This window comes from Photorhabdus sp. CRCIA-P01 (assembly GCF_003545805.1).
GTDB classification, from domain to species: domain Bacteria; phylum Pseudomonadota; class Gammaproteobacteria; order Enterobacterales; family Enterobacteriaceae; genus Photorhabdus; species Photorhabdus antumapuensis.
The window spans coordinates 68,146-93,180 of the sequence record NZ_NMQR01000008.1 but is presented as its reverse complement, the minus strand read 5'-3'; the positions used below and the strand labels follow the sequence as shown (position 1 = coordinate 93,180).

The 25,035-nt window shown below is 44.2% G+C and carries 23 protein-coding genes; 9 read left to right on the top strand and 14 right to left on the bottom strand.

What is annotated here, in order from left to right:
* Window positions 1-261 precede the first annotated feature (261 nt).
* The 7 genes from prmA to acuI form a co-directional block, all read right to left on the bottom strand.
* Window positions 262-1,152 (bottom strand): 50S ribosomal protein L11 methyltransferase, encoded by an 891-nt coding sequence (gene prmA / locus D3222_RS07535; protein WP_118985608.1) that lies wholly within the window; start codon window positions 1,150-1,152, stop codon window positions 262-264.
* A 42-nt stretch (window positions 1,153-1,194) separates the two neighbouring features.
* Entirely contained in the window at window positions 1,195-2,640 is a 1,446-nt protein-coding gene (gene panF, locus D3222_RS07530; RefSeq protein WP_118985607.1) for a sodium/pantothenate symporter, read from the bottom strand.
* On the bottom strand, window positions 2,630-2,872 hold the full coding sequence (locus D3222_RS07525) for a YhdT family protein (protein ID WP_118985606.1): 243 nt from the start codon (window positions 2,870-2,872) through the stop codon (window positions 2,630-2,632). The genes panF and D3222_RS07525 overlap by 11 nt, the downstream gene beginning before the upstream one ends.
* Window positions 2,873-3,380: 508 nt before the next feature.
* Window positions 3,381-4,730: an acetyl-CoA carboxylase biotin carboxylase subunit gene (gene accC / locus D3222_RS07520; protein ID WP_118985605.1), complete on the bottom strand. Its 1,350-nt coding sequence runs from the start codon at window positions 4,728-4,730 to the stop codon at window positions 3,381-3,383.
* 12 nt (window positions 4,731-4,742) lie between these two features.
* Window positions 4,743-5,204, bottom strand: coding sequence for an acetyl-CoA carboxylase biotin carboxyl carrier protein (accB, locus tag D3222_RS07515; RefSeq protein WP_118985604.1), 462 nt, complete (start codon window positions 5,202-5,204; stop codon window positions 4,743-4,745).
* A 29-nt stretch (window positions 5,205-5,233) separates the two neighbouring features.
* Window positions 5,234-5,686, bottom strand: a complete 453-nt coding sequence (aroQ, locus tag D3222_RS07510; protein WP_112879260.1) for a type II 3-dehydroquinate dehydratase — start codon at window positions 5,684-5,686, stop codon at window positions 5,234-5,236.
* A 208-nt stretch (window positions 5,687-5,894) separates the two neighbouring features.
* A complete protein-coding gene (gene acuI / locus D3222_RS07505) occupies window positions 5,895-6,872 on the bottom strand; it encodes an acrylyl-CoA reductase (NADPH) (RefSeq protein ID WP_118985603.1) in 978 nt (325 codons plus the stop codon).
* A gap of 659 nt (window positions 6,873-7,531) precedes the next feature.
* Between acuI and mreB the strand changes: the two genes are divergently transcribed.
* The 8 genes from mreB to tldD all read left to right on the top strand — a co-directional run bounded on the left by mreB (window position 7,532) and on the right by tldD (window position 18,641).
* Window positions 7,532-8,575, top strand: a complete 1,044-nt coding sequence (gene mreB, locus D3222_RS07500) for a rod shape-determining protein MreB (protein ID WP_011148194.1) — start codon at window positions 7,532-7,534, stop codon at window positions 8,573-8,575.
* Between the two features lie 110 nt (window positions 8,576-8,685).
* The gene (gene mreC / locus D3222_RS07495) at window positions 8,686-9,720 is read left to right on the top strand and encodes a rod shape-determining protein MreC (protein WP_118985666.1); all 1,035 of its coding nucleotides are present in this window, start codon (window positions 8,686-8,688) and stop codon (window positions 9,718-9,720) included.
* Window positions 9,720-10,208, top strand: coding sequence for a rod shape-determining protein MreD (gene mreD, locus D3222_RS07490; RefSeq protein ID WP_118985602.1), 489 nt, complete (start codon window positions 9,720-9,722; stop codon window positions 10,206-10,208). Before mreC ends, mreD begins: the two co-directional genes overlap by 1 nt.
* 199 nt (window positions 10,209-10,407) lie before the next feature.
* Window positions 10,408-10,995 (top strand): Maf family protein, encoded by a 588-nt coding sequence (locus tag D3222_RS07485; RefSeq protein WP_118985601.1) that lies wholly within the window; start codon window positions 10,408-10,410, stop codon window positions 10,993-10,995.
* Window positions 10,992-12,461 (top strand): ribonuclease G, encoded by a 1,470-nt coding sequence (rng, locus tag D3222_RS07480; RefSeq protein WP_118985600.1) that lies wholly within the window; start codon window positions 10,992-10,994, stop codon window positions 12,459-12,461. Before D3222_RS07485 ends, rng begins: the two co-directional genes overlap by 4 nt.
* Window positions 12,462-12,508: 47 nt before the next feature.
* A complete protein-coding gene (yhdP, locus tag D3222_RS07475) occupies window positions 12,509-16,336 on the top strand; it encodes an AsmA2 domain-containing protein YhdP (RefSeq protein ID WP_198672766.1) in 3,828 nt (1,275 codons plus the stop codon).
* Window positions 16,333-17,190 carry a deaminated glutathione amidase gene (gene nit1 / locus D3222_RS07470; protein ID WP_118985598.1) on the top strand — a complete coding sequence of 286 codons (858 nt, stop codon included), beginning with the start codon at window positions 16,333-16,335 and terminating at the stop codon, window positions 17,188-17,190. The genes yhdP and nit1 overlap by 4 nt, the downstream gene beginning before the upstream one ends.
* 5 nt (window positions 17,191-17,195) lie before the next feature.
* Window positions 17,196-18,641 carry a metalloprotease TldD gene (tldD, locus tag D3222_RS07465; protein ID WP_118985597.1) on the top strand — a complete coding sequence of 482 codons (1,446 nt, stop codon included), beginning with the start codon at window positions 17,196-17,198 and terminating at the stop codon, window positions 18,639-18,641.
* Between the two features lie 98 nt (window positions 18,642-18,739).
* On the opposite strand, the gene yjgA is transcribed toward tldD, so the two are convergent.
* The gene (gene yjgA / locus D3222_RS07460; protein ID WP_118985596.1) at window positions 18,740-19,279 is read right to left on the bottom strand and encodes a ribosome biogenesis factor YjgA; all 540 of its coding nucleotides are present in this window, start codon (window positions 19,277-19,279) and stop codon (window positions 18,740-18,742) included.
* A gap of 201 nt (window positions 19,280-19,480) precedes the next feature.
* Here yjgA and pmbA point away from each other — a divergent pair, with 201 nt between their 5' ends.
* On the top strand, window positions 19,481-20,821 hold the full coding sequence (gene pmbA / locus D3222_RS07455) for a metalloprotease PmbA (RefSeq protein ID WP_118985595.1): 1,341 nt from the start codon (window positions 19,481-19,483) through the stop codon (window positions 20,819-20,821).
* A gap of 54 nt (window positions 20,822-20,875) precedes the next feature.
* Here pmbA and rnk read toward each other — a convergent pair whose 3' ends face one another.
* From rnk to rpoN, 6 genes are all read right to left on the bottom strand, one after another.
* Window positions 20,876-21,286: a nucleoside diphosphate kinase regulator gene (gene rnk, locus D3222_RS07450; RefSeq protein ID WP_112879249.1), complete on the bottom strand. Its 411-nt coding sequence runs from the start codon at window positions 21,284-21,286 to the stop codon at window positions 20,876-20,878.
* A gap of 188 nt (window positions 21,287-21,474) precedes the next feature.
* Window positions 21,475-21,747: a PTS phosphocarrier protein NPr gene (gene npr, locus D3222_RS07445; protein WP_118985594.1), complete on the bottom strand. Its 273-nt coding sequence runs from the start codon at window positions 21,745-21,747 to the stop codon at window positions 21,475-21,477.
* Window positions 21,747-22,598 (bottom strand): RNase adapter RapZ, encoded by an 852-nt coding sequence (gene rapZ, locus D3222_RS07440; protein WP_011148173.1) that lies wholly within the window; start codon window positions 22,596-22,598, stop codon window positions 21,747-21,749. The genes npr and rapZ overlap by 1 nt, the downstream gene beginning before the upstream one ends.
* A 74-nt stretch (window positions 22,599-22,672) precedes the next feature.
* Window positions 22,673-23,140: a PTS IIA-like nitrogen regulatory protein PtsN gene (ptsN, locus tag D3222_RS07435; protein WP_118985593.1), complete on the bottom strand. Its 468-nt coding sequence runs from the start codon at window positions 23,138-23,140 to the stop codon at window positions 22,673-22,675.
* 123 nt (window positions 23,141-23,263) lie between these two features.
* Window positions 23,264-23,551, bottom strand: coding sequence for a ribosome hibernation promoting factor (gene hpf / locus D3222_RS07430; protein ID WP_118985592.1), 288 nt, complete (start codon window positions 23,549-23,551; stop codon window positions 23,264-23,266).
* 23 nt (window positions 23,552-23,574) lie between these two features.
* Window positions 23,575-25,014: an RNA polymerase factor sigma-54 gene (gene rpoN, locus D3222_RS07425; protein ID WP_118985591.1), complete on the bottom strand. Its 1,440-nt coding sequence runs from the start codon at window positions 25,012-25,014 to the stop codon at window positions 23,575-23,577.
* Window positions 25,015-25,035 lie beyond the last annotated feature (21 nt).

Here is a 25,035-nt window from a genome sequence, read left to right as displayed (position 1 = left end):
CTGTGACTGCAAGGGCGCGTATATTACGCATTTTTCGCAAAATATGAAAGGCCAAACTTTGAGCAAATCGTCATTTGTTACAACATTTTTCCAGCTTTTCTGCTGGGATAAATATAATTATTCATAAATAACATGGCGTTATGTGTTATTGGTAAAGTTTGTCACTCAGGATTTTTCTATCAGTAAGTTTGCTGATAGCACGGATTATCATCAATAAGTGATTAAAATCTATACCTTGAATTATAACAAAATAAAATAATTTCAATTTGTTGCTATTTTTACCCCAGATATCCGACACCATTCCTCCTGCTCCGCAACAGGATCGATTACGAATTTATCAGTATAGGCTTGAATAACACTTTCTGCCTGATTTGTTAAAATACCTGATAGACCTAACAGGCCACCCGGTTTTGGTAGTGCGCCAATTACAGGTGCGAGTTCACGCAGGGGGCCTGCCAGAATATTAGCAATTACTACATCAGATTCAAGATCGGTGGGTGTATTTTTCGCCAGATATAGTGTTAAACGCTCCAGCACGCCGTTACGTTCTGCGTTGTCTCGGCTGGCCTGAATAGCTTGTGGATCGATATCTATGCCAATGGCGTGCGTTGCACCGAGTTTTAGCGCGGCAATTGCCAGTATGCCGGAGCCGCAACCAAAATCGATAACTGTTTTACCTTCCAGATTGAGGCTGTCTAGCCATTGCAGACATAACGATGTGGTTGGGTGAGTGCCTGTACCAAAAGCCAGTCCAGGGTCTAGCATAACGTTGACAGCATCTGGATCAGGAACGTCGCGCCAGCTTGGACAGATCCACAGGCGGTTGCCAAAACGCATTGGGTGGAAGTTATCCATCCATTCACGTTCCCAGTCTTTGTCTTCCAATTGTTCGATCTTATGAATGAATCCTTTACCCAACCGAGGGACTTGTTCGAGCTGGCTGATAACGGCTTTCATATCTGTTTCAGCATCATAAAGCCCGATGACATCTGTGTCTCCCCATAAACGAGTCTCGCCTGGTAGGGGTTCGAATACAGGGTTATCGTGGCTGTCTTGAAAGGTGACTGATACCGCTCCATTTTCCATTAGCGTATCTCCAAGGGATTCAGCGAGCTGTCCTGTAGTATTTAATCGAAGTTGTATCCAAGGCATAAAAAATTCTCCTTATTGAAAGTAGATTAAAAAGTGACCGGGTTAGTGTGGTCTGACTGCTTTTGGCGGTAATCGCTGACCGATGGTATTGCCCATCCAGAAAGCCAGTAGGCTAAGTAGCAATGATGGCACGATCGGATGGAAGCCCAATAGATGGATATTGAAACTAGCGAGCAGAGTGTAACTTGTTGCCCCTGTGATCATCGAACTGATAGCGCCATAGGCATTGGCCTTTTCCCAATACAGGCCGAGTACTAATGGCCAGAGGAATACCGCTTGTAAGCCACCGAAAGCCAGAAGATTCAGCCAGATAATCATCTCGGGTGGGCGCCAGGCGGCTAAAAGTAGCAACAAACTAAGAATCAGGGTAGAAAAACTGGAAATCCGGGCGAGTCTTTTTTCCCGTACGATTTGTTGTGGAAACAAGTTTAGGTAGAGATCCTTGACAATGGTTGCAGAAGATTGCAGCAGTTGCGCATTAATTGTGGACATAATGGCAGCCATCGGTGCAGCTAGAAAAATTCCGGCAGCGAATGGTGGCAATACGGTGATCATCAATGTTGGGATCACCTGATCGGGAATGGTCAGATCGGGAATAATCGCTCGACCAAGTGCTCCTGCCAGGTGCATACCAAACATGAGGATCGTCATGACGATGGTTCCGATGATGATCCCACGGTGAACAGCTTTGCTATCGCGGTAGGAGATGCAACGAACGGCGGTATGAGGTAACCCAATTACGCCGAAACAGACCAGTATCCAGAACGATGCCATGAAAGGCCCGCTGAGGATATGGTCCGCGCCTTGTGGGGAAACCAGCTCGGGATTAATTGCTCGTAATGTGGTAACCGCTTCCGACAGACCTCCCGCCTTATAGATAATTGCCACCAGCAATAGAGCAGTGCCTAACAACATGACCAGCCCTTGTAGGGCATCATTGAGGACGCTCGCTCTGAAGCCGCCAAAAGCAGTATAAAGAGCGATAGAGATACCGAAAATCATTAATCCAGTGCCATAAGGGATACCCGCGGCAGTTTCCAGCAGGCGTGCACCGCCAATAAATTGAACGGTCATCGCGCCAATAAAAGCGACTAAAAGGCTTAGGCTGGCAAACCAAACCAGAAAACGACTGCCATAACGGGCATACAACATGTCATTAAGGGTGACGGCATTATAGCGACGGGCGAGAATGGCAAATTTTTTACCTAACACCCCCAGGGAAAGCCATATTGCCGGCAACTGAATCAGCGACAGTAATACCCATCCCAAACCATATTTATAGGCTGCTCCTGGCCCGCCGATGAATGAGCTGGCACTGATATAGGTGGCGGTAATGGTCATTGCCAATACAAAGCCACCCATTGAACGGTTGCCAAGGAAATACTCAGTCAAGAAGGCGCCTTTTTGGTGGCGTCGATAAGCGTAAACTGACAAGAGAAATACCAGTGCAAGATAGCCAAGCAAAGGTAAGATAACGTCACTTTGCATTCTCATCCTCCAGCGGGACTTCTTTGAAAATAAACGTCACCATTAACCAGCAGAGGATGATGAATACGACTGGTAGTAACAAACATGCCATTTCAAACCAGCGAGGTAAGCCGGTGACACCGGGAGCATCACTGGGTAAATAGGCTGTCAATAGCCAGCCAATAAGGTAAGCAAGCGTTAGGAACACAGCCCAAAGTGCTTCTTTATGGGATTGAACAAATCGTCTGTCCATTCGTTCTTCCGGTAATTAAATAAATTAGGATGGGAAGGGAAGGATTGTACGGCAAGATGCGAATTTATTCAGGAAAAATGTGATATAGAGTAAATAATCTGAGTTTCGCTTAAATAAATTATCCATTTTCTTTTACCATAGCCATACATAAGAGAATTCATTTTCTTAAATATATTGATCGCATTTTCATCATATTTCTTCGGCAAGATAATTTGTAATGTTATATACACGTTTAGACTGTTTATTTATCGGTGCCTATTACTGTGAAATACAATCAAATCAAATTATTGCTGATAGTAATCAGTCTGATATTTGTCACCATATATGCGCTCACTACACGTTTGTAATGCGCCTTCACCAGCAGCAACTGCTTCAATTGAAATAGGTCGTGAAATTGTTCAGCAGTATTTGCCTGTGTGAATGCGAGATAATTATAGAAATAGTTATGATTCTGTGAAAAGGAGCGCTTAAACGCTCCTTAAAAGATATTGATGTTATTAAACCAGTTTTAAGTTTCCTGTAATCCTAGTTTTTTCTCCAGATAGTGAATATTGGTGCCACCATTCTGAAAGTTTTCATCATTCATAATCGTCTGTTGAAGCTCGATATTTGTCTTGATGCCATCAATGATCAATTCTGCCAATGCATTTTTCATACGGGCAATGGCATTGTCACGATTTTCACCGTAAGTAATCAGCTTACCAATCATTGAATCATAGTAAGGCGGAACAGTGTAGCCAGCATAAATATGCGATTCCCAACGTACACCAAATCCACCTGGTGAGTGGAAGCGGGTAATTTTACCTGGGCTTGGCAGGAACGTGTTCGGATCTTCGGCGTTAATACGACATTCAATAGCATGACCACGAATAACAACATCTTTCTGCTTAATTGAAAGCGGCATACCTGCGGCAATCCGCAATTGCTCTTTAATCAGGTCAACACCGGTAATCATTTCTGTCACTGGATGTTCAACTTGAATACGGGTGTTCATCTCAATGAAATAGAATTCACCGTTTTCATACAGGAATTCGAAAGTACCGGCGCCGCGATAGCCAATTTCAATACATGCGTTGGAGCAGCGTTCACCAATGCTGAGACGCATTTCTGGCGTGATGCCTGGTGCAGGAGCTTCTTCAACCACTTTCTGGTGACGGCGTTGCATGGAGCAATCACGTTCAGCCAAATAAATGGCTTGACCCTGACCATCGGCCAGTACCTGGATTTCAATATGACGCGGGTTTTCAAGGAATTTTTCCATGTAAACCATATCGTTATTGAAAGCAGCTTTTGCTTCCGCGCGGGTCATATTGATTGATTGTTCCAGATCTTTATCACTTCGGACAACGCGCATACCGCGACCACCGCCGCCACCGGATGCTTTAATGATCACAGGGTAGCCGATGCGTTTAGCGATGGCTTTGTTTTTCTCTGTGTCATCAGACAATGGGCCATCAGAGCCAGGTACACAAGGAACGCCTGCTTTTTTCATCGCATTGATAGCGGAAACTTTATCACCCATCAGGCGGATCGTTTCTGCTTTTGGGCCGATAAAAATAAAGCCGGAACGTTCAACTTGTTCAGCAAAATCTGCGTTTTCAGACAGGAAACCGTAGCCGGGGTGAATGGCTACTGCACCGGTGATTTCTGCCGCAGAAATAATTGCTGGGATATTCAGATAGCTTTTTGCAGAAGCTGCCGGGCCAATACAGACAGTTTCGTCTGCCAACAGCACGTGTTTTAAGTCACGATCCGCAGATGAATGTACCGCAACAGTTTTTATCCCTAGCTCTTTACAAGCTCGCAGGATACGCAGTGCGATTTCACCACGGTTAGCAATTACAATTTTATCAAGCATGGAAGCGCCTCGTTACTCGATGACGACCAATGGCTGGTCAAATTCAACAGCTTGACCGTTTTCCATAAGAATTGCTTTAACCACACCCGCTTTATCGGCTTCAATCTGGTTCATCATTTTCATTGATTCAACGATGCAGAGGGTGTCACCCACATTGACACGTTGGCCGATTTCGATAAACGGTTTCGCATCTGGGCTCGGCGTACGATAGAAGGTACCTACCAATGGGGAACGAACAACGTGACCGTCGATTGCAGCCGAGATCGTTTCTGGTAGAGCCTGAGAAAGCGCAACCGCGCTAGCCAGCGCAGGTTGCTGTGCTTGGACGGGAATATATTGTTGAGCTGCCGGAAAACTCTGGGGAGCTAATGCGCGGCTGATGCGCACTGACTCTTCCCCTTCAGAAATTTCCAGTTCAGAAATGCCAGATTCTTCAACCAGCTCGATCAGTTTTTTTATCTTACGAATATCCATGAGTGTGATTCCGTACTCTTCTGTTTTATTTAGTTGAGTTTTGACAAGCGGTTTACCGCTGCCTGTAATGCAAAGCTATAGCCATCTACCCCTAAACCGCAGATTACACCAACAGCAAGATCTGAAAGATATGAGTGATGACGAAATGGCTCGCGTGCGTGAACATTGGAGAGGTGGATCTCAATAAATGGGATCTTCACTGTCAGCAATGCATCACGCAGTGCCACGCTGGTATGCGTGAATGCAGCAGGGTTAATCAAGATAAAATCAGTATTACCCTGTGCGGAGTGAATTCTATTTATCAGCTCAAACTCTGCGTTGGATTGCAGGTGACTGAATTTAACCCCTGATTGATGGGCTTCTTCAGACAATTTGCTGACGATATCGTCAAGCGTTAAGTTGCCATAGATATCAGGCTCCCTGGTTCCTAACATATTCAGGTTAGGGCCGTTAAGGAGTAAAATGTGAAATTTGTCTGCCATTGTGCTGGTATCTCCGGCAATTTGTCAACAATTGCCCAACATAATCCTATATTAACGATTTGTCATCTTTTTATAACAGCCATAAGTTCATTTTGGCGACAAAGCGCGACATTATAATGATATCGTAGCATTTAGCAGCTAAATACTGGTCTTATCAGAAAAAATGTCAAGAATAAAACCATTGTACTTTAGAGGCTAATCACAATTCTTAACGAACTCTTACCAATGTACGTCCTGTAACCTGGTTAGCTATCAATTTATTGGCGTATTCCACGGTCTGTTCCAGAGTTATCTCCGTGGTTGCTTGCTGATAAAAAGAAGCAGGTAATAGCTTTTGCAGGCGTTGCCACACGGCGGGGCGTTTGACTGATGGAACAGTGACGGACTCTACGCCTTGCAGACGTACGTTACGTAAAATAAATGGCATCACTGTTGTTGGCAGATTTGCATTACCGGCGAGGCCACAGGCGGCAACGGTACCGTTATAGTGAGTTTGGGCCAGTATTGTTGCCAGTACATTATCGCCTACAGTGTCAATAGCTCCGGCCCAAAGTTGTTTTTCCAGTGGGCGAGGTGGTTGGCTAAATTCATGGCGTGGCAAAACCTTTTTTGCCCCTAGGGATAACAAATATTCATGATTTTCTTGTCTACCGCTAACAGCAACAACGGAATAGCCAAGTTGTGAAAGTAGTGCTATCGCCGTACTTCCTACACCACCACTAGCACCTGTCACAATAACATCACCACTTTCTGGCTTCACGTCACCTTGTTCCAGGGCGATAACGCATAACATTGCGGTAAAGCCAGCAGTACCAATGATCATTGCTTGTCTGCTATCCAAACCGGCAGGTAAAGGTGTCAACCATTCGCCTGAAACTCTGGCTTGTTCTGCCAGTCCACCCCAATGATTTTCTCCTACTCCCCAGCCGGTTAATAATACATGCTGACCGATATGAAAACGGGGATCTTCGGTACTGTGTACAATACCAGAGAAATCAATCCCCGGTATCATTGGGAATTGGCGGACAATTTTCCCTTTACCTGTGATTGCTAATGCATCTTTATAGTTCAGGGTTGACCAGTGAATATCGACGGTAACGTCTCCCACGGGAAGATGAGAAGCATCAACTTCTTCTATGGATGTTGATAATTGATTCTGTTGTTGTTTGAGTAGCAAGGCTTTCATTATCGTTCTGTTCTCTGTAATTGATTTTGTCATTAAATAAGGATAGATAAAAACGGGTAATTTACATAAGGTAGATAAGAAAAAATAAAGTGTTGGTGGATTATAAAACAGAGTTTATTCGCATTTTTACCTGTAGTCTTGTTGTCATATTCCAGCTTAGTTGCATATGGCGCTCTATTTCAGAAAATTCTGTTTTTTATTATTTTTTTAGCAGAAAGTATTGTATTTTAATCGCAGTTTATTACATCATTAATTTGCTTACTACACAGACCACGTACTTGTAGTTAAGTATTGGTAATCGTGAGCAGAGGTATGGGTCTGATGTGAACTTACCGGAATAGCTACTGGTCAAAAAGCAGCAGTGAATTTAGCTGGTACGATACCAGTGGCACCATCCAGTAGCACCATAATGTTGAATTATGCAAAATCAGGTGGTTTTTGCATTTCGTTATGGAACAATTGGTAAAATTAACCCATTTTTATGCAGTTTTTTTCTGCTCCGTTTGGGAGAAGTAACGTAGAATATTGCGTTGTTGATATGAATAACGTAGCCACTTTTTTATTGAAGCAGGTGCTTGTGCGCCTTGTCGCTGCTTCATGTGGTTGGTAGAGTAGACGGGTTTCGTTCCGTCCCCAGCTTGCAGGATTATCCTTTCGCTATGTTTAAAAAATTTCGTGGCATGTTTTCCAACGACTTGTCTATTGACTTGGGTACCGCCAATACCCTTATTTATGTCAAAGGTCAGGGTATTGTATTGAATGAACCTTCTGTTGTCGCAATCCGTCAGGATCGTGCTGGTTCATCGAAAAGTGTTGCTGCCGTTGGGCAGGAAGCAAAGCAAATGCTGGGTCGAACTCCGGGTAATATTGCTGCAATTCGTCCGATGAAAGATGGGGTGATTGCCGATTTTTATGTTACTGAGAAGATGCTGCAACACTTTATTAAGCAAGTTCATAGCAATAGTTTCATGCGTCCAAGCCCGCGAGTTTTGGTTTGTGTACCGGTTGGAGCAACTCAGGTTGAGCGTCGGGCAATCCGTGAATCCGCACTCAGTGCTGGCGCTCGTGAAGTGTTTTTGATTGAAGAACCTATGGCTGCGGCGATTGGTGCTGGCCTGCCTGTTTCTGAAGCCACGGGCTCAATGGTTGTGGATATTGGGGGTGGCACTACGGAAGTGGCGGTTATCTCTTTGAACGGGGTTGTTTATTCATCTTCTGTACGTATCGGTGGTGATCGCTTTGATGAGGCTATTATCAATTACGTTCGTCGTAATTATGGTTCACTGATTGGTGAAGCAACGGCTGAGCGTATTAAGCACACGATCGGTTCTGCTTATCCTGGCGATGAGATGTTGGAGATTGAAGTTCGTGGTCGTAACTTGGCTGAAGGTGTGCCACGTGGCTTCACGCTTAATTCCAACGAAATTCTTGAAGCTCTGCAAGAGCCTTTAACGGGTATTGTCAGTGCTGTCATGGTCGCTCTTGAGCAGTGTCCACCAGAATTGGCTTCTGATATTTCAGAACGAGGCATGATCTTGACTGGGGGTGGTGCATTATTGCGCAATCTTGACCGTTTACTGATAGAGGAAACGGGTATTCCTGTCATTGTTGCGGAAGATCCACTGACGTGTGTTGCTCGTGGTGGCGGAAAAGCACTTGAAATGATCGACATGCATGGCGGTGAACTCTTCAGTGAGGAGTGAGTGTTAACTTGCAAGTGAGGGGGGAATGACGGGCAGCTCAGACCTCCTTGCGATTGCTGTTTGGGAATTCCATTGTTTATGAAACAGTACAGTTTGGAATAGCGCAGCTTATGAAGCCAATTTTTAGCAGAGGGCCTTCCCTGCAATTACGACTTTTCTTTGCTGTTATTGTTGCCATTGCTTTGGTTGTGGCAGACAGCCGCCTTGATGCTCTCAGTAAAGTTCGTAATTATATGGATACGGTAGTCAGTCCATTTTATTTTCTCGCCAATGGCCCGCGTCAAGTGCTTGATGGTGTGTCAGAAACCCTTGCCTCCCGTGAACAACTTCGATTGGAAAATCGTGCTTTACGCCAAGAATTATTGATGAAAAATAGCAATATGCTGTTGTTAGGCCAACTTAAACAGGAAAATTCCCGCTTGCGTGAGCTATTGGGATCACCTTTACGTCAGGATGAACACATGATGGTGACGCAGGTGATCTCCGGTAGGACTAATCCTTATAGTGATCAGGTCGTCATTGATAAGGGATCAAGAGAAGGTGTTTATGAAGGGCAACCTGTTATCAGTGATAAAGGTATTGTTGGTCAGGTTGTTGCTGTCAGTCAGTTTACTAGCCGGGTATTACTGATTTGTGATACGACTCATGCTTTACCAATCCAGGTCTTACGTAATGATATCAGGGCTATTATTGCTGGTGCAGGTTGTACTGATGATTTGCAGTTTGAGTTATTACCAAGCAACACGGATATCCGGGTTGGGGATGTGTTGGTGACTTCTGGGTTAGGTGGTCGTTTCCCGGAAGGTTACCCAGTTGCTGTAGTTTCGTCAGTTAAAGTCGATAATCAGCGGGCCTATACTGTGATTCATGCTCGGCCAACGGCAGAATTACAACGTTTGCGTTATTTGTTGTTGTTGTGGGGGGCGGATAATAATCCATCCGAACCATTGCCTCCATCAGAGGTTTATCGTGTAGCCAACGAACGTTTAATGCAAATGATGCCTCAGGTATTGCCATATGCAAATGAAATGGGACCACCAGCACCATCGTCTGTTTCTGATGAAGCAACCAAGACAACAGAAAGAGTGAAAGATGCTGAATCGACAATAACGTCTGCTAAATTTATAAATTCGGGAAATCGTTAATGAATCAATACCGGAGTCATGGGCGTTGGATCATTTGGTTATCTTTCTTGGTTGCAATGGTGCTGCAAATTATGCCGTGGCCGGAGCAAATTTATATGTATCGGCCAACTTGGTCGGCACTATTGTTGATTTATTGGGTGATGGCGTTACCGCATAGAGTCAGTGTTGGTACCGGTTTTGTATTGGGGATCATCGTAGATTTGATTCAGGGAGCGACACTGGGTGTTAACGCTTTGGCTTACAGCCTTGTGAGTTATTTGGTGTCATTTAAGTTTCAATTACTTCGCAATATGGCACTTTGGCAGCAGGCTTTGGTTGTCATTGCTTTATCGGTACTGATGGATCTCAGCGTTTTTTGGGCAGAATTTTTGTTATCAAACGTTGCTTTTCATCCAGAAGTATTCTGGAACAGTTTGGTCAATGGTATTCTTTGGCCGTGGTTGTTCCTGTTAATGCGAAAAATCCGTCGTCAGTTTAATGTGCATTAGTGGTCGGATCGCGGTTTTTAACAGAGCTTATTCCAGTAGGCATTACTGATGCAGGCCATTCTTTCCTATAACTTGAGGATACGAGTAGTGTGTATAACCAGAGCGTACTTAGAGTACGTGAGGATTAAGCTCTGCTCCAGGTTCAAAATGGCAAATGAAATAGCCTAATGAGATAGGTAGTAGTAAGGACGATATCATCATGAAAACCCTTTATCTGGCTTCCGGCTCACCAAGGCGGCGTGAGCTGGTTGAATTATTGGACTTTAAATTTGAAATTCTTTCTCCTCAGGTAAAGGAGCAATGGCAAGAGGGTGAAACTCCGCGTCAGTATGTTAGCCGATTAGCAAAAGATAAATCTCTAGCGGGAGTGGCTATTGTACCAGAGGATTTTCTGGTGTTGGGAGCGGATACTGTTGTTGTATTGAATGGTAAGATTCTGGAAAAACCGCACAGTGAACAACATGCTGTTGAAATGCTCAGTGCACTTTCCGGTCAGTGTCATCAGGTGATTACGGCTATTGCCTTATCAGATAGTCAGCGTACCTTAAGTGATATAGTCGTTACAGATGTAACCTTTCGCCAATTATCCTCGCAGGAAATTTTGGATTATGTAGCAACCGGTGAGCCGATGGACAAAGCGGGTGCTTATGGTATTCAGGGAAAAGCGGGTTGCTTTGTTAAAACACTGAATGGGAGTTATCACTCAGTTGTTGGTCTGCCCTTGGTGGAAACGCATGAATTAATCACAAAGTTTTTTGCGTTAGTTGATGGAAAGAGGAACACATGACAGCAGAGTTATTAGTCAACATCACACCATCCGAAACGCGCGTTGCCTACATTGATGGTGGGATTTTGCAAGAAATCCATATTGAAAGGGAAGCCAAAAGGGGAATTGTCGGCAATATTTATAAAGGCCGTGTAAGTCGGGTATTACCAGGAATGCAGGCTGCTTTTGTTGATATTGGGCTGGAAAAAGCCGCTTTTCTTCATGCCTCAGATATTGTGCCTCATACGGAATGTATTGCCGGTGAGGAGCAAAAGAACTTTCATGTCAAAGATATTGCTGAGTTGGTTCGCCAGGGACAAGATTTAATGGTTCAGGTAGTGAAAGATCCCCTTGGCACCAAAGGCGCTCGGCTAACTACCGATATTACCTTACCTTCCCGCTATCTGGTATTTATGCCCGGCGCATCTCATGTTGGAGTTTCACAACGTATCGAAAGTGAAGAAGAGCGTAATCGTCTGAAAAATATTGTTGCTGACTATTGTGATGAACATGGTGGTTTCATTATTAGGACGGCAGCCGAGGGCGTTGGTGACGAAGAATTAGCTCAGGATGCGGCTTTCTTGAAACGATTGTGGAGTAAGGTGATGGAGCGTAAAAAGCGCAATGTCACTAAAAATAAACTTTATGGCGAATTGGCTTTGGCCCATCGTATTTTGCGTGATTTCGCCGGAGCAGCCCTTGATCGTATTCGTGTGGATTCTCGTTTGACGTTTACTCAGTTACAGGAGTTTATTCGCGAATATATTCCTAAAATGACAGCCAGATTGGAACTTTATAACGGTAGTCAGCCTATTTTCGATCTGTTTGATGTAGAAAATGAAATTCAGCGAGCACTTGATCGCAAAGTTGAATTAAAATCAGGTGGTTATTTGATTATTGACCAAACTGAAGCGATGACCACAATTGATATTAATACCGGCGCATTTGTCGGCCATCGCAATTTGGAAGAAACTATTTTTAATACCAATATTGAGGCGACGCAAGCTATTGCCAGACAATTAAGGCTGCGTAATCTAGGGGGTATTATTATTATCGATTTTATCGATATGCATAGCGAGGAGCATCGCCGACGGGTATTGGCTTCTCTTGAGCAGGTGCTGAGTAAAGATCGTGTTAAAACCACGATTAATGGTTTTTCACAACTCGGGCTGGTGGAAATGACCCGTAAGCGGACTCGTGAGAGTATAGAACATATACTTTGCGACGATTGCCCTACTTGCAAGGGAAGGGGAACCGTGAAATCTGTTGAAACTGTCTGTTATGAGATTATGCGTGAAATTGTGCGTGTGCACCGGGCCGTTGACGCAGATCGTTTCCTTATTTATGCCTCACCAGCAGTGACCGAAGCGCTGAAAGGGGAGGAGTCTCATGCACTGGCGGAAGTGGAAATTTTTGTCGGCAAACAGGTAAAAGTTCAGACAGAACAGCTCTACAGTCAGGAACAATTTGACGTAGTTATGATGTAACCATCTGATTTGCTGACATAACAGCATTGGCAACCAAGGAGATGCGTGTGAGGCGACTGCCGGGAGTATTATTAGCGACAGCCGCAATAGTCATTATCATTGTGGCTTTGCTTGTTAGTGGACTACGTTTTCTACTGCCACATATTAATGATTACCGTCCACAATTATTCGCTAAAGTTGAGTCAATTATTGGTGTACCTATTGATGCTGGATATATTGCAGGAGAATGGGAATCTTTCGGGCCTGTTTTTGAATTACGTGATATCAGTGTAAAAACTGCAAATGCAGATATGAAAGCCAAAAAGATCACGGTTGCATTGGATATCTGGTTGTCTTTACTAAGAATGCGTTGGAATTTCCGTGATCTTACTTTTTATCAGTTACAAGTAGATTATTATCAACCGCTGTTTAATGATCAAAGTGGTAATATGTTTTCCCAATCGGATCTATTTTCTGATCTGTTTCTGGAGCAATTTGATCATTTTAATCTGCAAGATAGCCGTTTTACTTTTCTTACTCCCTCTGGTGAACGCGCTGATCTTCTGTTACCACAATTAACTTGGCTGAATAAAGATAATCGTCACCGTGCTCAAGGGAAAATTAGTCTCTCTTCGATCAATAATCAGCATGGGGATATACAAGTTAAATTTGATTTGCATGACACTAATGGCGTATTGGATAACGGCACTATTTATTTGCAGGCAGATAATGTTGATATGCATCCGTGGTTGAGTCATTGGTTGCAGGATAATACTGGGCTGAAAGATGCTGAATTTAGTTTGTCTAGCTGGATTATGCTGAAAGATGGTCGGATTGATGGCGGTCAACTGCAACTCCGTCAGGGAAAAGCTAATTGGAAAGTTGCTAACAAATCCCACAACCTTTCTGTCAGTGATTTGGTGTTACGGATGCGTCGCCAAGAGGGTGGTTGGCTGTTTGATGCACCTGAGCTGGCAAATTTGATCACTGATGGTCAGCAATGGCCGTCGGGAAAAGTATCCGTGCTCTATCTGCCGGAAGCCAAGAGAGCTGATGGTCATGATCATTGGCGTATCCGAGCAAAAAACATTCAACTTGAACGGCTAAGTAGCATTTTACCGACTTTTTCTTTTTTGACGCCTGATTTTGTGAAGGATTGGCCGCATCGTCAGCCACAAGGATTGGTAAAGTATCTTGCTATCGATATTACACCTAAAATGGCCGATGATTCCCGAATCAGTATGCAATGGCGGAATGTCAGTTGGCGGCGTTGGCAGGAATTGCCTTCTATTGATAATTTCTCTGGTTCTTTTAATGGTAGCTTGCGACAAGGCAAACTGAGTTTTGCATTGAAGGACAGTGTCGTTGATTATCGAGATATGTTCCTGGCACCGTTTGAGATATCCCAAAGTCATGGCGAAATACTCTGGCGGCAAGATGAACGAGGCTTACAACTTTGGAGTCAAGGATTGGATTTGCAGGCGAAATCATTGTGGGTCAATGGTGATTTTCGTTATCAACAGCCCAAAGAACAACCTCCTGCGTTGAGTATTCTGGCGGGAATACGGGTTTATGATGCAGGTGATGCCTGGAGATATTTTCCAGAACCTTTGATGGGGACATCTCTGACTGACTATCTAACCGCTTCAATTATTAAAGGGCAGATAGAAAACGCGACTTTTGTTTTTCAAGGCAATCCAAAAGATTTCCCATTTGCAAAGAATAATGGCCAGTTTCAAATTTTTGCTCCATTGCGTCATGCGACTTTTCAGTACCAACTAAACTGGCCGGCATTGCTGGATCTCAATATTGATCTTAATTTCCAGAATAACGGTTTATGGATGCTTGCTCCGCAAACGGCACTTGGTAAAGTGAAAGCGAATAATCTTTCAGCCGTAATTTCTAATTATCGTAACAAGAAATTATTAATCGATACTGATCTTCTGGGAGATGGCAAACATATTCATGAATATTTTACCCGTAGCCCGTTAGCAAATTCTGTTGGTGAAACGCTGGATACATTGCAGGTTGGTGGTCAGGTCGCTGGTAATTTGCATTTGGATATTCCACTCAATGGTGGCAATGTGGATGTCCGTGGTGAGGTGACTTTAAAAAATAATCACTTGTTGATTAAGCCTCTAGATAGCGAAATGAAAAATGTGAGTGGCCGGTTTCGCTTTGATAATGGTAATTTACAAAGCGGCAAATTATCGGCCCAATGGCTTGGACAGCCTGTTACGGTTGATTTTTCTACTAAAAGTTTACCCAAAAACTACCGAGTAAATGTTGGTCTGAATGCGCGTTGGGCTGTTGCAAAATTATCTAAATTTTCACCGGCGATTGCTAAAGCGTTTTCTGGCTCTGTTGATTGGGAAGGTAAGATCGGTATCAGTTTGCCGTTTCAGGGCAAGCCTCAATATGATATGAAAATCGACGTTGATTTATCACAAGTGGATAGTTATTTATCTGCTCTGAAAGTGGATGAACCGCGTGCTCTTCATATTCTGGCTGATGGTGATATGGAGCAGTTGCAAGTAAAAGGCACTCTGGATAAACAGTATGCATTTAATACTCAATGGCGTTTGGCTGGGAGAAGCACTCAACTGTCACGGGGAATTTTACAAAGTAACAGTAACAACATTCCTGACTTACCTGAAAAATCCCTATTGGAATTAAATCTTCCGGCAATTGAGGGGGAAGAGTGGTTAGGGCTGATTGCGCCTCTGACTTCTGGTTCTTCATCGGCAGGAATGTCAATGTTGCCACTGCATCTGCATATATCACTTCCATCACTGGATGCGGGGGGGCAACGTTGGAATCAGTTATCGTTGGATGTGGAAAAACAGCCTTGGGGAACGTTGATCACGGCTAATAGTCGGGAAGTCAACGGTAAACTTAATATCCGTAATAGTGGCCCTTGGCAAATGAATTTGAGCCATCTTTACTATAGTCCTCTACAAAATAGTCCTCTACAAAATAGTCCTCTGCAACATAGCTCTCAGCAAGCTGAATCAGATTTACCTAAGCAATCTCAGGCAGGTACAACTCTGCGTTATTCGTTGAACCAATGGCCTTCATTAGACATCATCTGTTCTGAATGTTGGATTATGGGATTGAAGCTTGGGAAGGTGTCTGGTTCCCTGATTCCAGAAGGTAATTCGTTGGTATTAAGAGATGGGATAGTAGAAAACAGTGTCAGTAAACTAAATTTGGCAGGTCGTTGGCAAGAAGGGGCTGTAGGGAATAATACGCGTATTATGGGGCAATTTTCTGGTGAAAAGTTTGATGAGATGGCATCTTACCTTGGTATAGTTGTACCGATTGTTAATTCACCGTTTACCTTCCGTTTTGATTTTAATTGGTGGGATACGCCGTGGAAACCCAATTTCCAGACGCTGAATGGCAATCTTAAAAGCGACTTAGGCAAAGGTGCTATTGAAAAATTGGGTGGGGGAAGTGCTAGCCAATTACTAAAATTAGTCAGTTTTGATGCTTTGTTGCGTAAATTACAGCTCGATTTCAGCGATACCTTTAGTCAGGATTTTGAATTTGATTCCATTCGTGGTGATGTTTCAGTAAAAAATGGGATACTCAAGACTGAAAACTTACGGGTCGATGGGTTGATTGCCGATGTGATAACGAAAGGTGAGATCGATCTTGTTCGCCAACAGATCAACATAGAAGCCATCGTTACGCCGGAGATTTCTGCTACTGTGGGGGTAGCGACGGCTTTTGTCATCAATCCGATGGCGGGTGCTGCATTATTCGCGGCGACCAAGGCTTTGGGGCCGTTATGGAATAAGATATCCGTTATTCGTTACCGGATTACTGGTAATCTTGAACAACCGAAAATTGATGAAGTTCTGCGTCAACTTAAGGAGAATAGAGGAACATGAGAAACGTTAATGTTGCACTCTTGCAGTTATGTAGCGGTGAGAATATCAAACATAATTTGGCGCAAATCGAACAACAAATTAAGCAGTTGCCAGATACTGTCAAGTTTGTCATGACCCCGGAAAATGCATTGTTGTTTGCTAGTGCTGATAGCTATCATAGGCATGCGGAACAGCAGGATCATGGGCCTTTGCAGCAAGCTGTCAGTGAGATTGCCCGCCGTTATGGTGTTTGGTTATTAATCGGTTCCATGCCGCTTATCAGTCGTGAAAATCCTGAACGACTTACCAGTAGTAGTCTATTGTTTGATGATCAGGGTAAGATTCGCGCACGTTACGACAAAATCCATATGTTTGATGTCAATATTAATGATGAACATGGATCATATAATGAATCATCTGTTTTCCAGCGCGGGGAACATATTACCGTTGTAGATACACCTGTTGGTCGTCTCGGAATGACCATATGTTATGATCTGCGCTTCCCAGGGTTATTTCAGGCGCTACGTGAGCAAGGTGCTGAGTTGATATCTGTTCCCGCGGCATTTACTCGTTTAACGGGAAAAGCTCACTGGGAGCCACTGTTACGGGCTCGCGCTATTGAGAACCAGTGTATTCTGTTAGCGCCAGCTCAGGTTGGTGTACATGGAACCCGTCAGACGTGGGGTCACTCAATGGCAGTGGATGGTTGGGGGAAAGTGATTAAGAAAAACCCCGATGCAGTCAGTGCACTACAACTGAATGTCAGGGCAGATAGCTTGAAGATTATGCGTGAGCAGATGAAAGTGGTGAAACATAACCGCTTCCGGCCGCAGTTGACTTCCTTGATTGAAAAAATACCGCAAATTAAAGAGTAGCAATTATGAGTTTAACTTCTGTCAGTGAACACTTACTGGCTGCAAATAAATTAAGCCATCAAGATCTGTTTTCAGTACTCGGTCAACTGGCTGAACGTCGGCTGGATTATGCCGATCTCTATTTTCAGTCCAGTTACCATGAATCTTGGGTGCTGGAAGATCGGATTATTAAGGATGGTTCCTATAATATTGATCAAGGGGTTGGCGTTAGGGCAATCAGTGGTGAAAAAACGGGTTTTGCTTATGCAGACCAGATCACGTTGAATGCGTTGCAACAAAGTGCACAGGCTGCCCGTAGCATCGTCCATGAAAAAGGGAATGGTAAAGTCCATACCTTTGGCGAAGTGAACTATTCTCAGCTTTATGCAGCAATTGATCCGCTGCGAAGTTTCTCCCGTGAAGAGAAGATTGCGTTATTGCACCGAGTGGATCAGGTTGCTCGTGCCGAAGATCCGAGAGTGCAGGAAGTGAATGCCAGCCTGACAGGGGTCTACGAACAGGTATTGGTCGCGGCAACCGATGGGACCTTGGCGGCTGATATTCGTCCTCTCGTTCGCTTATCTGTCACGGTACTGGTGGAAGATAACGGCAAACGTGAACATGGTTCTAGCGGTGGTGGTGGCCGTTACGGTTATGAATATTTTCTGGAAGTGGTTAGTGGTCAGATCCGTGCAGAACAATTTGCGCGTGAAGCTGTTCGTATGGCACTGGTGAACCTTTCCGCTGTTGCTGCACCCGCTGGTACCATGCCGGTTGTTCTAGGGGCAGGTTGGCCGGGAGTGTTGTTGCATGAAGCTGTTGGTCATGGGTTGGAAGGCGATTTTAACCGCCGTGGTACCTCCGTATTCTCTGGTCAGATTGGTAAGAAGGTTGCGTCTGAACTTTGTACGGTGGTTGACGATGGCACGATAAAAGGTCGCCGTGGCTCATTGGCAATTGATGATGAAGGTGTTCCTGGGCAATACAATGTATTGATTGAGAATGGCATTTTGAAAGGTTACATGCAGGACAAAATGAATGCGCGTTTGATGGGAGTTGCGCCGACGGGCAATGGCCGCCGTGAATCGTATGCCCATCTGCCCATGCCTCGTATGACTAACACCTATTTGCTGGCAGGTCATTCCACACCGGAAGAGATCATCGGTAGTGTGGAAAATGGTTTATATGCGCCAAATTTTGGCGGTGGTCAAGTGGATATCACTTCCGGTAAATTCGTGTTCTCGACATCTGAAGCTTATCTGATTGAGAATGGCAAGATTACCAAGCCGGTGAAAGGTGCGACCCTTATCGGTTCCGGTATTGAGGCTATGCAGCAGATCTCTATGGTAGGAAACGATCTTGAACTGGATAAAGGTGTTGGGGTTTGTGGCAAAGAGGGCCAGAGCGTACCTGTTGGTGTTGGTCAGCCTACTTTGAAACTGGACAACTTGACCGTTGGAGGAACAGCCTGATTTTTGGCTGTTTGAAGAAGCGGAAAAGGCGCTGGAAGGGGAACTTAAGCTTTAAAATTTTCCCCTAACAGAATTAGCGTCTTGTATGTTTTAGATAGTTAGGCTGATTCGGCCATATCTTTAAGATACTGAAAAATCTGACGATAAGATTTAGGTGGCTTATTAGCCGCCTTTTCTTTTTTCGCATTGCGGATCAGCGTGCGCAATTGCTGGCGATCGGTTTGTGGGAATAATTCCACAACGTCATCAATAACATCATCATTGCCATCAATCAATTTATCACGTAATTCTTCCAACTTATGGAACAAAATGATTTGCTGATTGTGACGATTTTTCAGTTTATCAATTGCCGTGGTAATAGGCTCGACATCCCGGGCACGCAGCATTTTACCAATTAATTGTAATTGGCGACGGCGCCCTTCTCTTTTTATCTTCTGTGCAAGTTCAATGGCTGCCAGCAGATCCTCATCCAACGGAATGCGTTCAAGCGCATTTTTGCTGAGATCAACCAATTCTGCCCCCAGCTTTTTCAATGCCTCGGCATCACGTTTAATTTCGCTTTTACTGACCCAAATTATCTCTTCTTCTTCCTCTTCAGCAGGATAATCATTGAGCCAATCTTCAGGCTGCTTTGCCATGGTAGTTTTCCTTTTAAAAAGGCCGGATCTGGCAGGTTGATTTTTGGAACATGACCTGTAGCCCGGTGGGTGTTAACATCCTAATATTGGGTATTGTAACTGGGAAAAACGCCTGATTACCACTCGGCATTACTTTTGTGGATAAAATGGTTCTATTTTCCTGACAGATTTTCCCTTTATTCATCAAATTACGGGTAATTAATGAAAATCACTGATCAAATCGCGGAACAACGCAAACAACTGGAAAATGCAGTTTCACAGGCATTAGAACTGGCAACCGAAGGTTGTGATGCCGCGGAAGTTGCTGTTAATAAAACAACGGGTATTGGTGTCAGTACCCGCTTTGGTGAAATAGAAAATGTAGAATTTAATAGTGATGGTGCGCTAGGGATCACCGTATACCATCAGCAACGTAAAGGGAGTGCATCATCAACAGATTTAAGTCCGGATGCTATTGCCCGTACTGTCCAGGCTGCTATCGATATTGCCCGTTATACTTCTCAGGATCCCTGTGCTGGTCCGGCGGATAAAGAATTACTGGCGTTTGATGCGCCGGATCTTGATTTGTTCCACCCAACAGAATTGGATACTGATAAAGCAATTGAACTGGCTGCTCGTGCGGAACAAACGGCATTACAGGCAGATAAACGTATTACCAATACTGAGGGCGGTAGTTTTAACAGCCATTATGGTATCCGGGTGTTTGGCAACAGTCACGGTATGTTGCAAAGCTATTGCTCTAGTCGTCATTCGATGTCGAGTTGTGTGATTGCTGAATTTAATGGCGATATGGAACGGGATTATTCTTATACCATTAGTCGTCGTATTGAAGATTTAAAATCGCCGGAGTGGGTTGGGCATGAGTGTGCTCGCCGTGTGTTATCCCGTTTATCTCCGCGTAAATTACCGACCATGAGGGCGCCTGTGCTGTTTGCTGCGGAAGTTGCAACGGGTCTTTTCGGACATTTGGTTGGTGCTATTAGTGGTAGCAGTATTTACCGTAAATCTTCTTTCCTGCTTGATCATCTGGGTAAACAAATCCTGCCATCATGGCTGACGATTGAAGAGCGTCCACATTTGCTGGCAGGGTTGGCATCTTCTCCATTTGATAGCGAGGGTGTGTGCACCAGTAGCAGGGATATTATTAAAGATGGCGTATTACAGACCTGGCTTCTGACAAATTATTCTGCTCGTAAATTGGGAATGGCAAGTACAGGACATGCTGGTGGGATCCATAACTGGTGCATTGCAGGGCAAGGTGAGGATTTTGCTGGTTTACTACGTCAGATGGGAACAGGATTAGTGGTTACTGAACTGATGGGGCAGGGTGTTAGTGCAGTAACCGGTGACTATTCCCGTGGTGCAGCCGGTTTCTGGGTAGAAAATGGTGAGATTCAGTATCCTGTCAGCGAGATTACTATTGCGGGTAATCTGAAAGATATGTGGGCCAATATGGTCACTATTGGGAATGATATTGAAACTCGCAGTAATATCCAATGTGGTTCGGTATTACTGCCGGAAATGAGTATCGCTGGTCAATAAGAGATACTCGTTTCCGATTACTTTAGTCAGCCCGGATCAAATGGGCTGGCTGAATTAACGGTGGAGCTCACCCGCAGCTTCTGGTTGGTAAAGTAATTCTAATACTTTGACTCGGGTTTCTTCGCCGTTTGGCAATTCCCAACTGATTTCGTCACCGATACGAAGGCCCAATAACGCAGCGCCTAAAGGAGCCATAACAGAAAGCTGGTCTGAACTGTCTTGCAGTGACGCTGGATAAACTAAAGTACGTACCCGCTCTTCATTGCTTGTCAGGTCAATAAAACGAACCCGGCTGTTCATCGTCACAACATCTGATGGAATTTCTGCTGGCGGTACAATCTCTGCACGATCCAGCTCCTCATTCAAAGCGTCAGCGATACTAGTATCTGCAAACGCTGGCTGTTCCAACAGGGAATCTAAACGTTCTGCGTCTAATTCGTTGATGATAATTGCTGGTTTAGTCATACCACACTCCAAATGGATTCCAATACAAAATAACACCCCGCACCATGAGGAGGGGGGTGTTATTTAAAATGATTAACCTGATAGTAGGCTGTTCTTACTGGAAAATAAAGAGATCATGATCACGAACTGTTTTGTGCTGCTAATGAAAACAGTGAAGGATATGATAATCCACAGGTGAGTGAGCGACGTTATTCTTCGTCAAATCCCGAATTAAATAGATCAATAATAGCTGCAAGAGCCTGTTCTTCATCTGGGCCACTGGCTTCAACTTCAATATAGCTGCCTTTTTCTGAATCCAGCATCAGTATAGCAATTACACTGCTGGCCTCGGCTTCAACATGGCTATCATTGCGTAAAATAACATGAGATTCAAAGAGCTGTACTAGATCATACAGTTTCATTGCCGGCCGGGCGTGCATTCCCAGCCGATTTTTGATTTCAAGTCTTTGCTTGACAGTCATTATTTTCGCTTTTCGAGAGTACGGTGGCGCGACTGTACGTTTTTTCCTCTGGAGCGAAAATAATCGGCCAACTGTTCTGCCACATAAACAGAACGGTGTTTACCGCCGGTACAGCCAATAGCCACGGTCAGGTAGCTGCGGTTATTGGTTTCAAGCATAGGTAGCCAGAGTTCAAGATAACTGCGGGTTTGATAGATGAAGTTATGCACTTCCGTATGACGGTCGAGGAAAGCGGCTACGGGGCGATCAAGACCGGTCATTGGCCGTAATTTGGGGTCCCAGTGTGGGTTTGGCAGGAAACGTACGTCAAAAACATAGTCGGCATCAATTGGAATGCCATGTTTGAAGCCGAAAGATTCAAAGACCATTGTCAACTCACGTTCCCGTTTGCCTAGCAGACGCGTTCTTAGCATCTCAGCCAATTCATGGACTGACATTTCGGAAGTGTCGATAATCAGGTCAGCTCTTGAACGAAGGGGCTCCAGCAGATCACTTTCTTGATCAATCGCGCTTTCCAGAGAAAGATTTTTGCTTGATAGCGGATGCAGACGGCGGGTGTCGCTATAACGGCGGATCAACGTATTACGTTCAGCATCAAGGAATAGTAATTGTGGTGAGAAACTCGCTGGTAGTTTAGTCAGGGCTTCTTCGAAAACTTCAGGTGATTCCGGCATGTTTCTTACATCAATACTAACCGCAGCAGAAATATCGCGGTCAGCTAGCGTATTTGCTAATTCCGGTAATAATACTACCGGCAAGTTGTCTACACAATAAAAACCCATATCTTCCAGTGCGCGTAAGGCAACGGATTTACCTGAACCGGAACGGCCACTGACTATCATCAGCACCATGAGGCGACTCCCCTTAATTTCTTAGTGGTTATTATGAGCCACTCTTATCTATTGCTATCCATGCATTGCAACAGTTATTCAGTGATAATTGCGTATAGTTCTTCATCACTTTGTGCCGATCTTAAACGACGGCAGAAATTTTTATCTGCAAGACGTTTGGCAATCAATGACAATGTGTGTAGGTGTGTTTGGCATTGATCGTTTGGAACCAGTAAAGCAAACAGCAAATCGACTGGTTGATTATCAATGGCATCGAAAGCAATAGGTTGTTTCAGATTTAGGAAAACGCCAACCGCTTGATCTGAGCTTTCTTCATCCAGCTTACCGTGAGGGATAGCAATACCACTGCCAATTCCGGTAGTACCTACTTTTTCTCGGGTTAATATTGCTTCGAATACGACATTTTCTGGTAACTTAAGCTGCTTAGATGCTAGCTCACTGATAATCTCTAAAGCCCGTTTTTTGCTCGAACAATGTACATTATTACGCGTACATGCTAGGGAAAGCACAGAGCTTAGTAGTAAATCTGCTTGATTATTCATTTTCCTATTCACTTAGGTGCTTATTGATACAGGATGCCATAGGTTATCTGTGGCACCCTGTATTTGCACACTGTTTTACAGCAAAACTCCGCTGTGGTTACTACATTCTTTGTTAAATAACTGTCAATGATGTCTCAGTTTGTCTTTATGTTTGGTTAATTGACGCGCTAGTTTATCGACCAGTCCATCAATTGCTGCATACATATCTTCATGTTCTGATGATGCGTGCAACTCACCTCCGTTAATGTGTACAGTAGCTTCGGCGATTTGTTGTACCTTTTCCACTCGGAGGATTACCTGAGTCAGGTTGATCCTATCGAAATATTGATCCAGTTTGCTGCATTTTGCAGTGATAATCTCGCGTAATGCATCAGTAATTTCAATATTGTGGCCGGTTATTTTGAGTTGCATATTGTCTTCCTTCTCTGTTCATTTCAAACCAGACGCTTACGTTGGCTTGATGGCGGAATGGATAACGACTCTCGATATTTTGCGACAGTCCGTCGGGCAACCATGATGCCTTGATCGGCTAGCATGCTCGTCAGTTTGCTGTCACTTAATGGTTTGGCGGGGTTCTCCGCTGCTACCAGTTTTTTCACCAAAGCCCGTATTGCAGTTGAAGAGGCTTCGCCTCCACTTTCTGTATTGACATGACTGGAGAAAAAATACTTCAATTCAAAAATACCACGTGGGCTGTGCAGGAATTTCTGGGTAGTCACCCTGGAAATGGTGGATTCATGCATATCAACCTGGAAAGCAATGTCTGCCAAAACCATAGGTTTCATATATTCTTCACCATGTTCAAAAAATTCCTGTTGCTGCTCTACAATGCAGCGCGTAACTTTCAGCAGAGTATCATTTCGGCTTTCCAGGCTTTTGATAAGCCACTTGGCCTCTTGTAGATTATTGCGGATAAACTGACTGTCACTTTCATTGCGCGTATGTTGCCCAAGCTCTGCATAATGCTGATTAATGTGTAAACGAGGGATACTATCTGTATTCAATTCTACTTGCCAGTGTTCACTCTCTTTTCGAATCAGTACATCGGGGATGACATATTCTGATTCGCCGGTGTTTATTGCCAGGCCAGGCTTCGGTTCAAGTGACTGGATTAAATTTATGACCTCTTTTAGTGTATCTTCTTTCAAGCAACTTAGGCGGGTCAAATTGCGAAAATCCCGATGACCCAGTAGCTCCAGATGTTCGCAAACGATCAGTTTTGCCTCTTTTAGATAAGGTGTTTCTGGCGGAAACATTGATAGCTGGACTAGTAGACATTCTTTTAGATCACGAGCGGCGACACCGATAGGATCGAAATGTTGTACCTGTTTTAGCACGGCTTCCACTTCTGCCAGAGTGAGTTGATCGTCACCAATGCTGGCAAGGATATCTTCTAAGGGTACAGTGAGATAGCCTGTATCATCTACGGCATCAATGATTGATGTCGCAATTGCTGCATCTGTTTCCGTAAAAGGGGTGAGTTCTGCCTGCCACATCAAATAGTCTTGCAGGGTTTGAACGGTTTCACCTTGGTAAAGTGGCAGTTCGTCGTCGTTATAGTCGTTGCGTGTCCCGGAAGGTGTGCCAGCGGTGTAAATTTCATCCCAACTGGCATCCAGGGGTAACTCATCTGGCATATCCTTTTGTTGCAAGGCATCAAGCGTATCCATAGCTTCCGTTTCGTTATCGGGAAGTTCCTGATTGTTGATTTCTTGATGGTCTTCATCCTGTTCAAGCAAAGGGTTCGCTTCTAATGCTTGCTGTATCTCCTGCTGAAGTTCAAGCGTAGAAAGTTGCAACAAACGAATAGCTTGTTGGAGCTGTGGTGTCATAGCCAGTTGCTGACTAAGCCTGAGTTGCAAACTTTGCTTCATAGCGTTAAATCAATTCTCCTG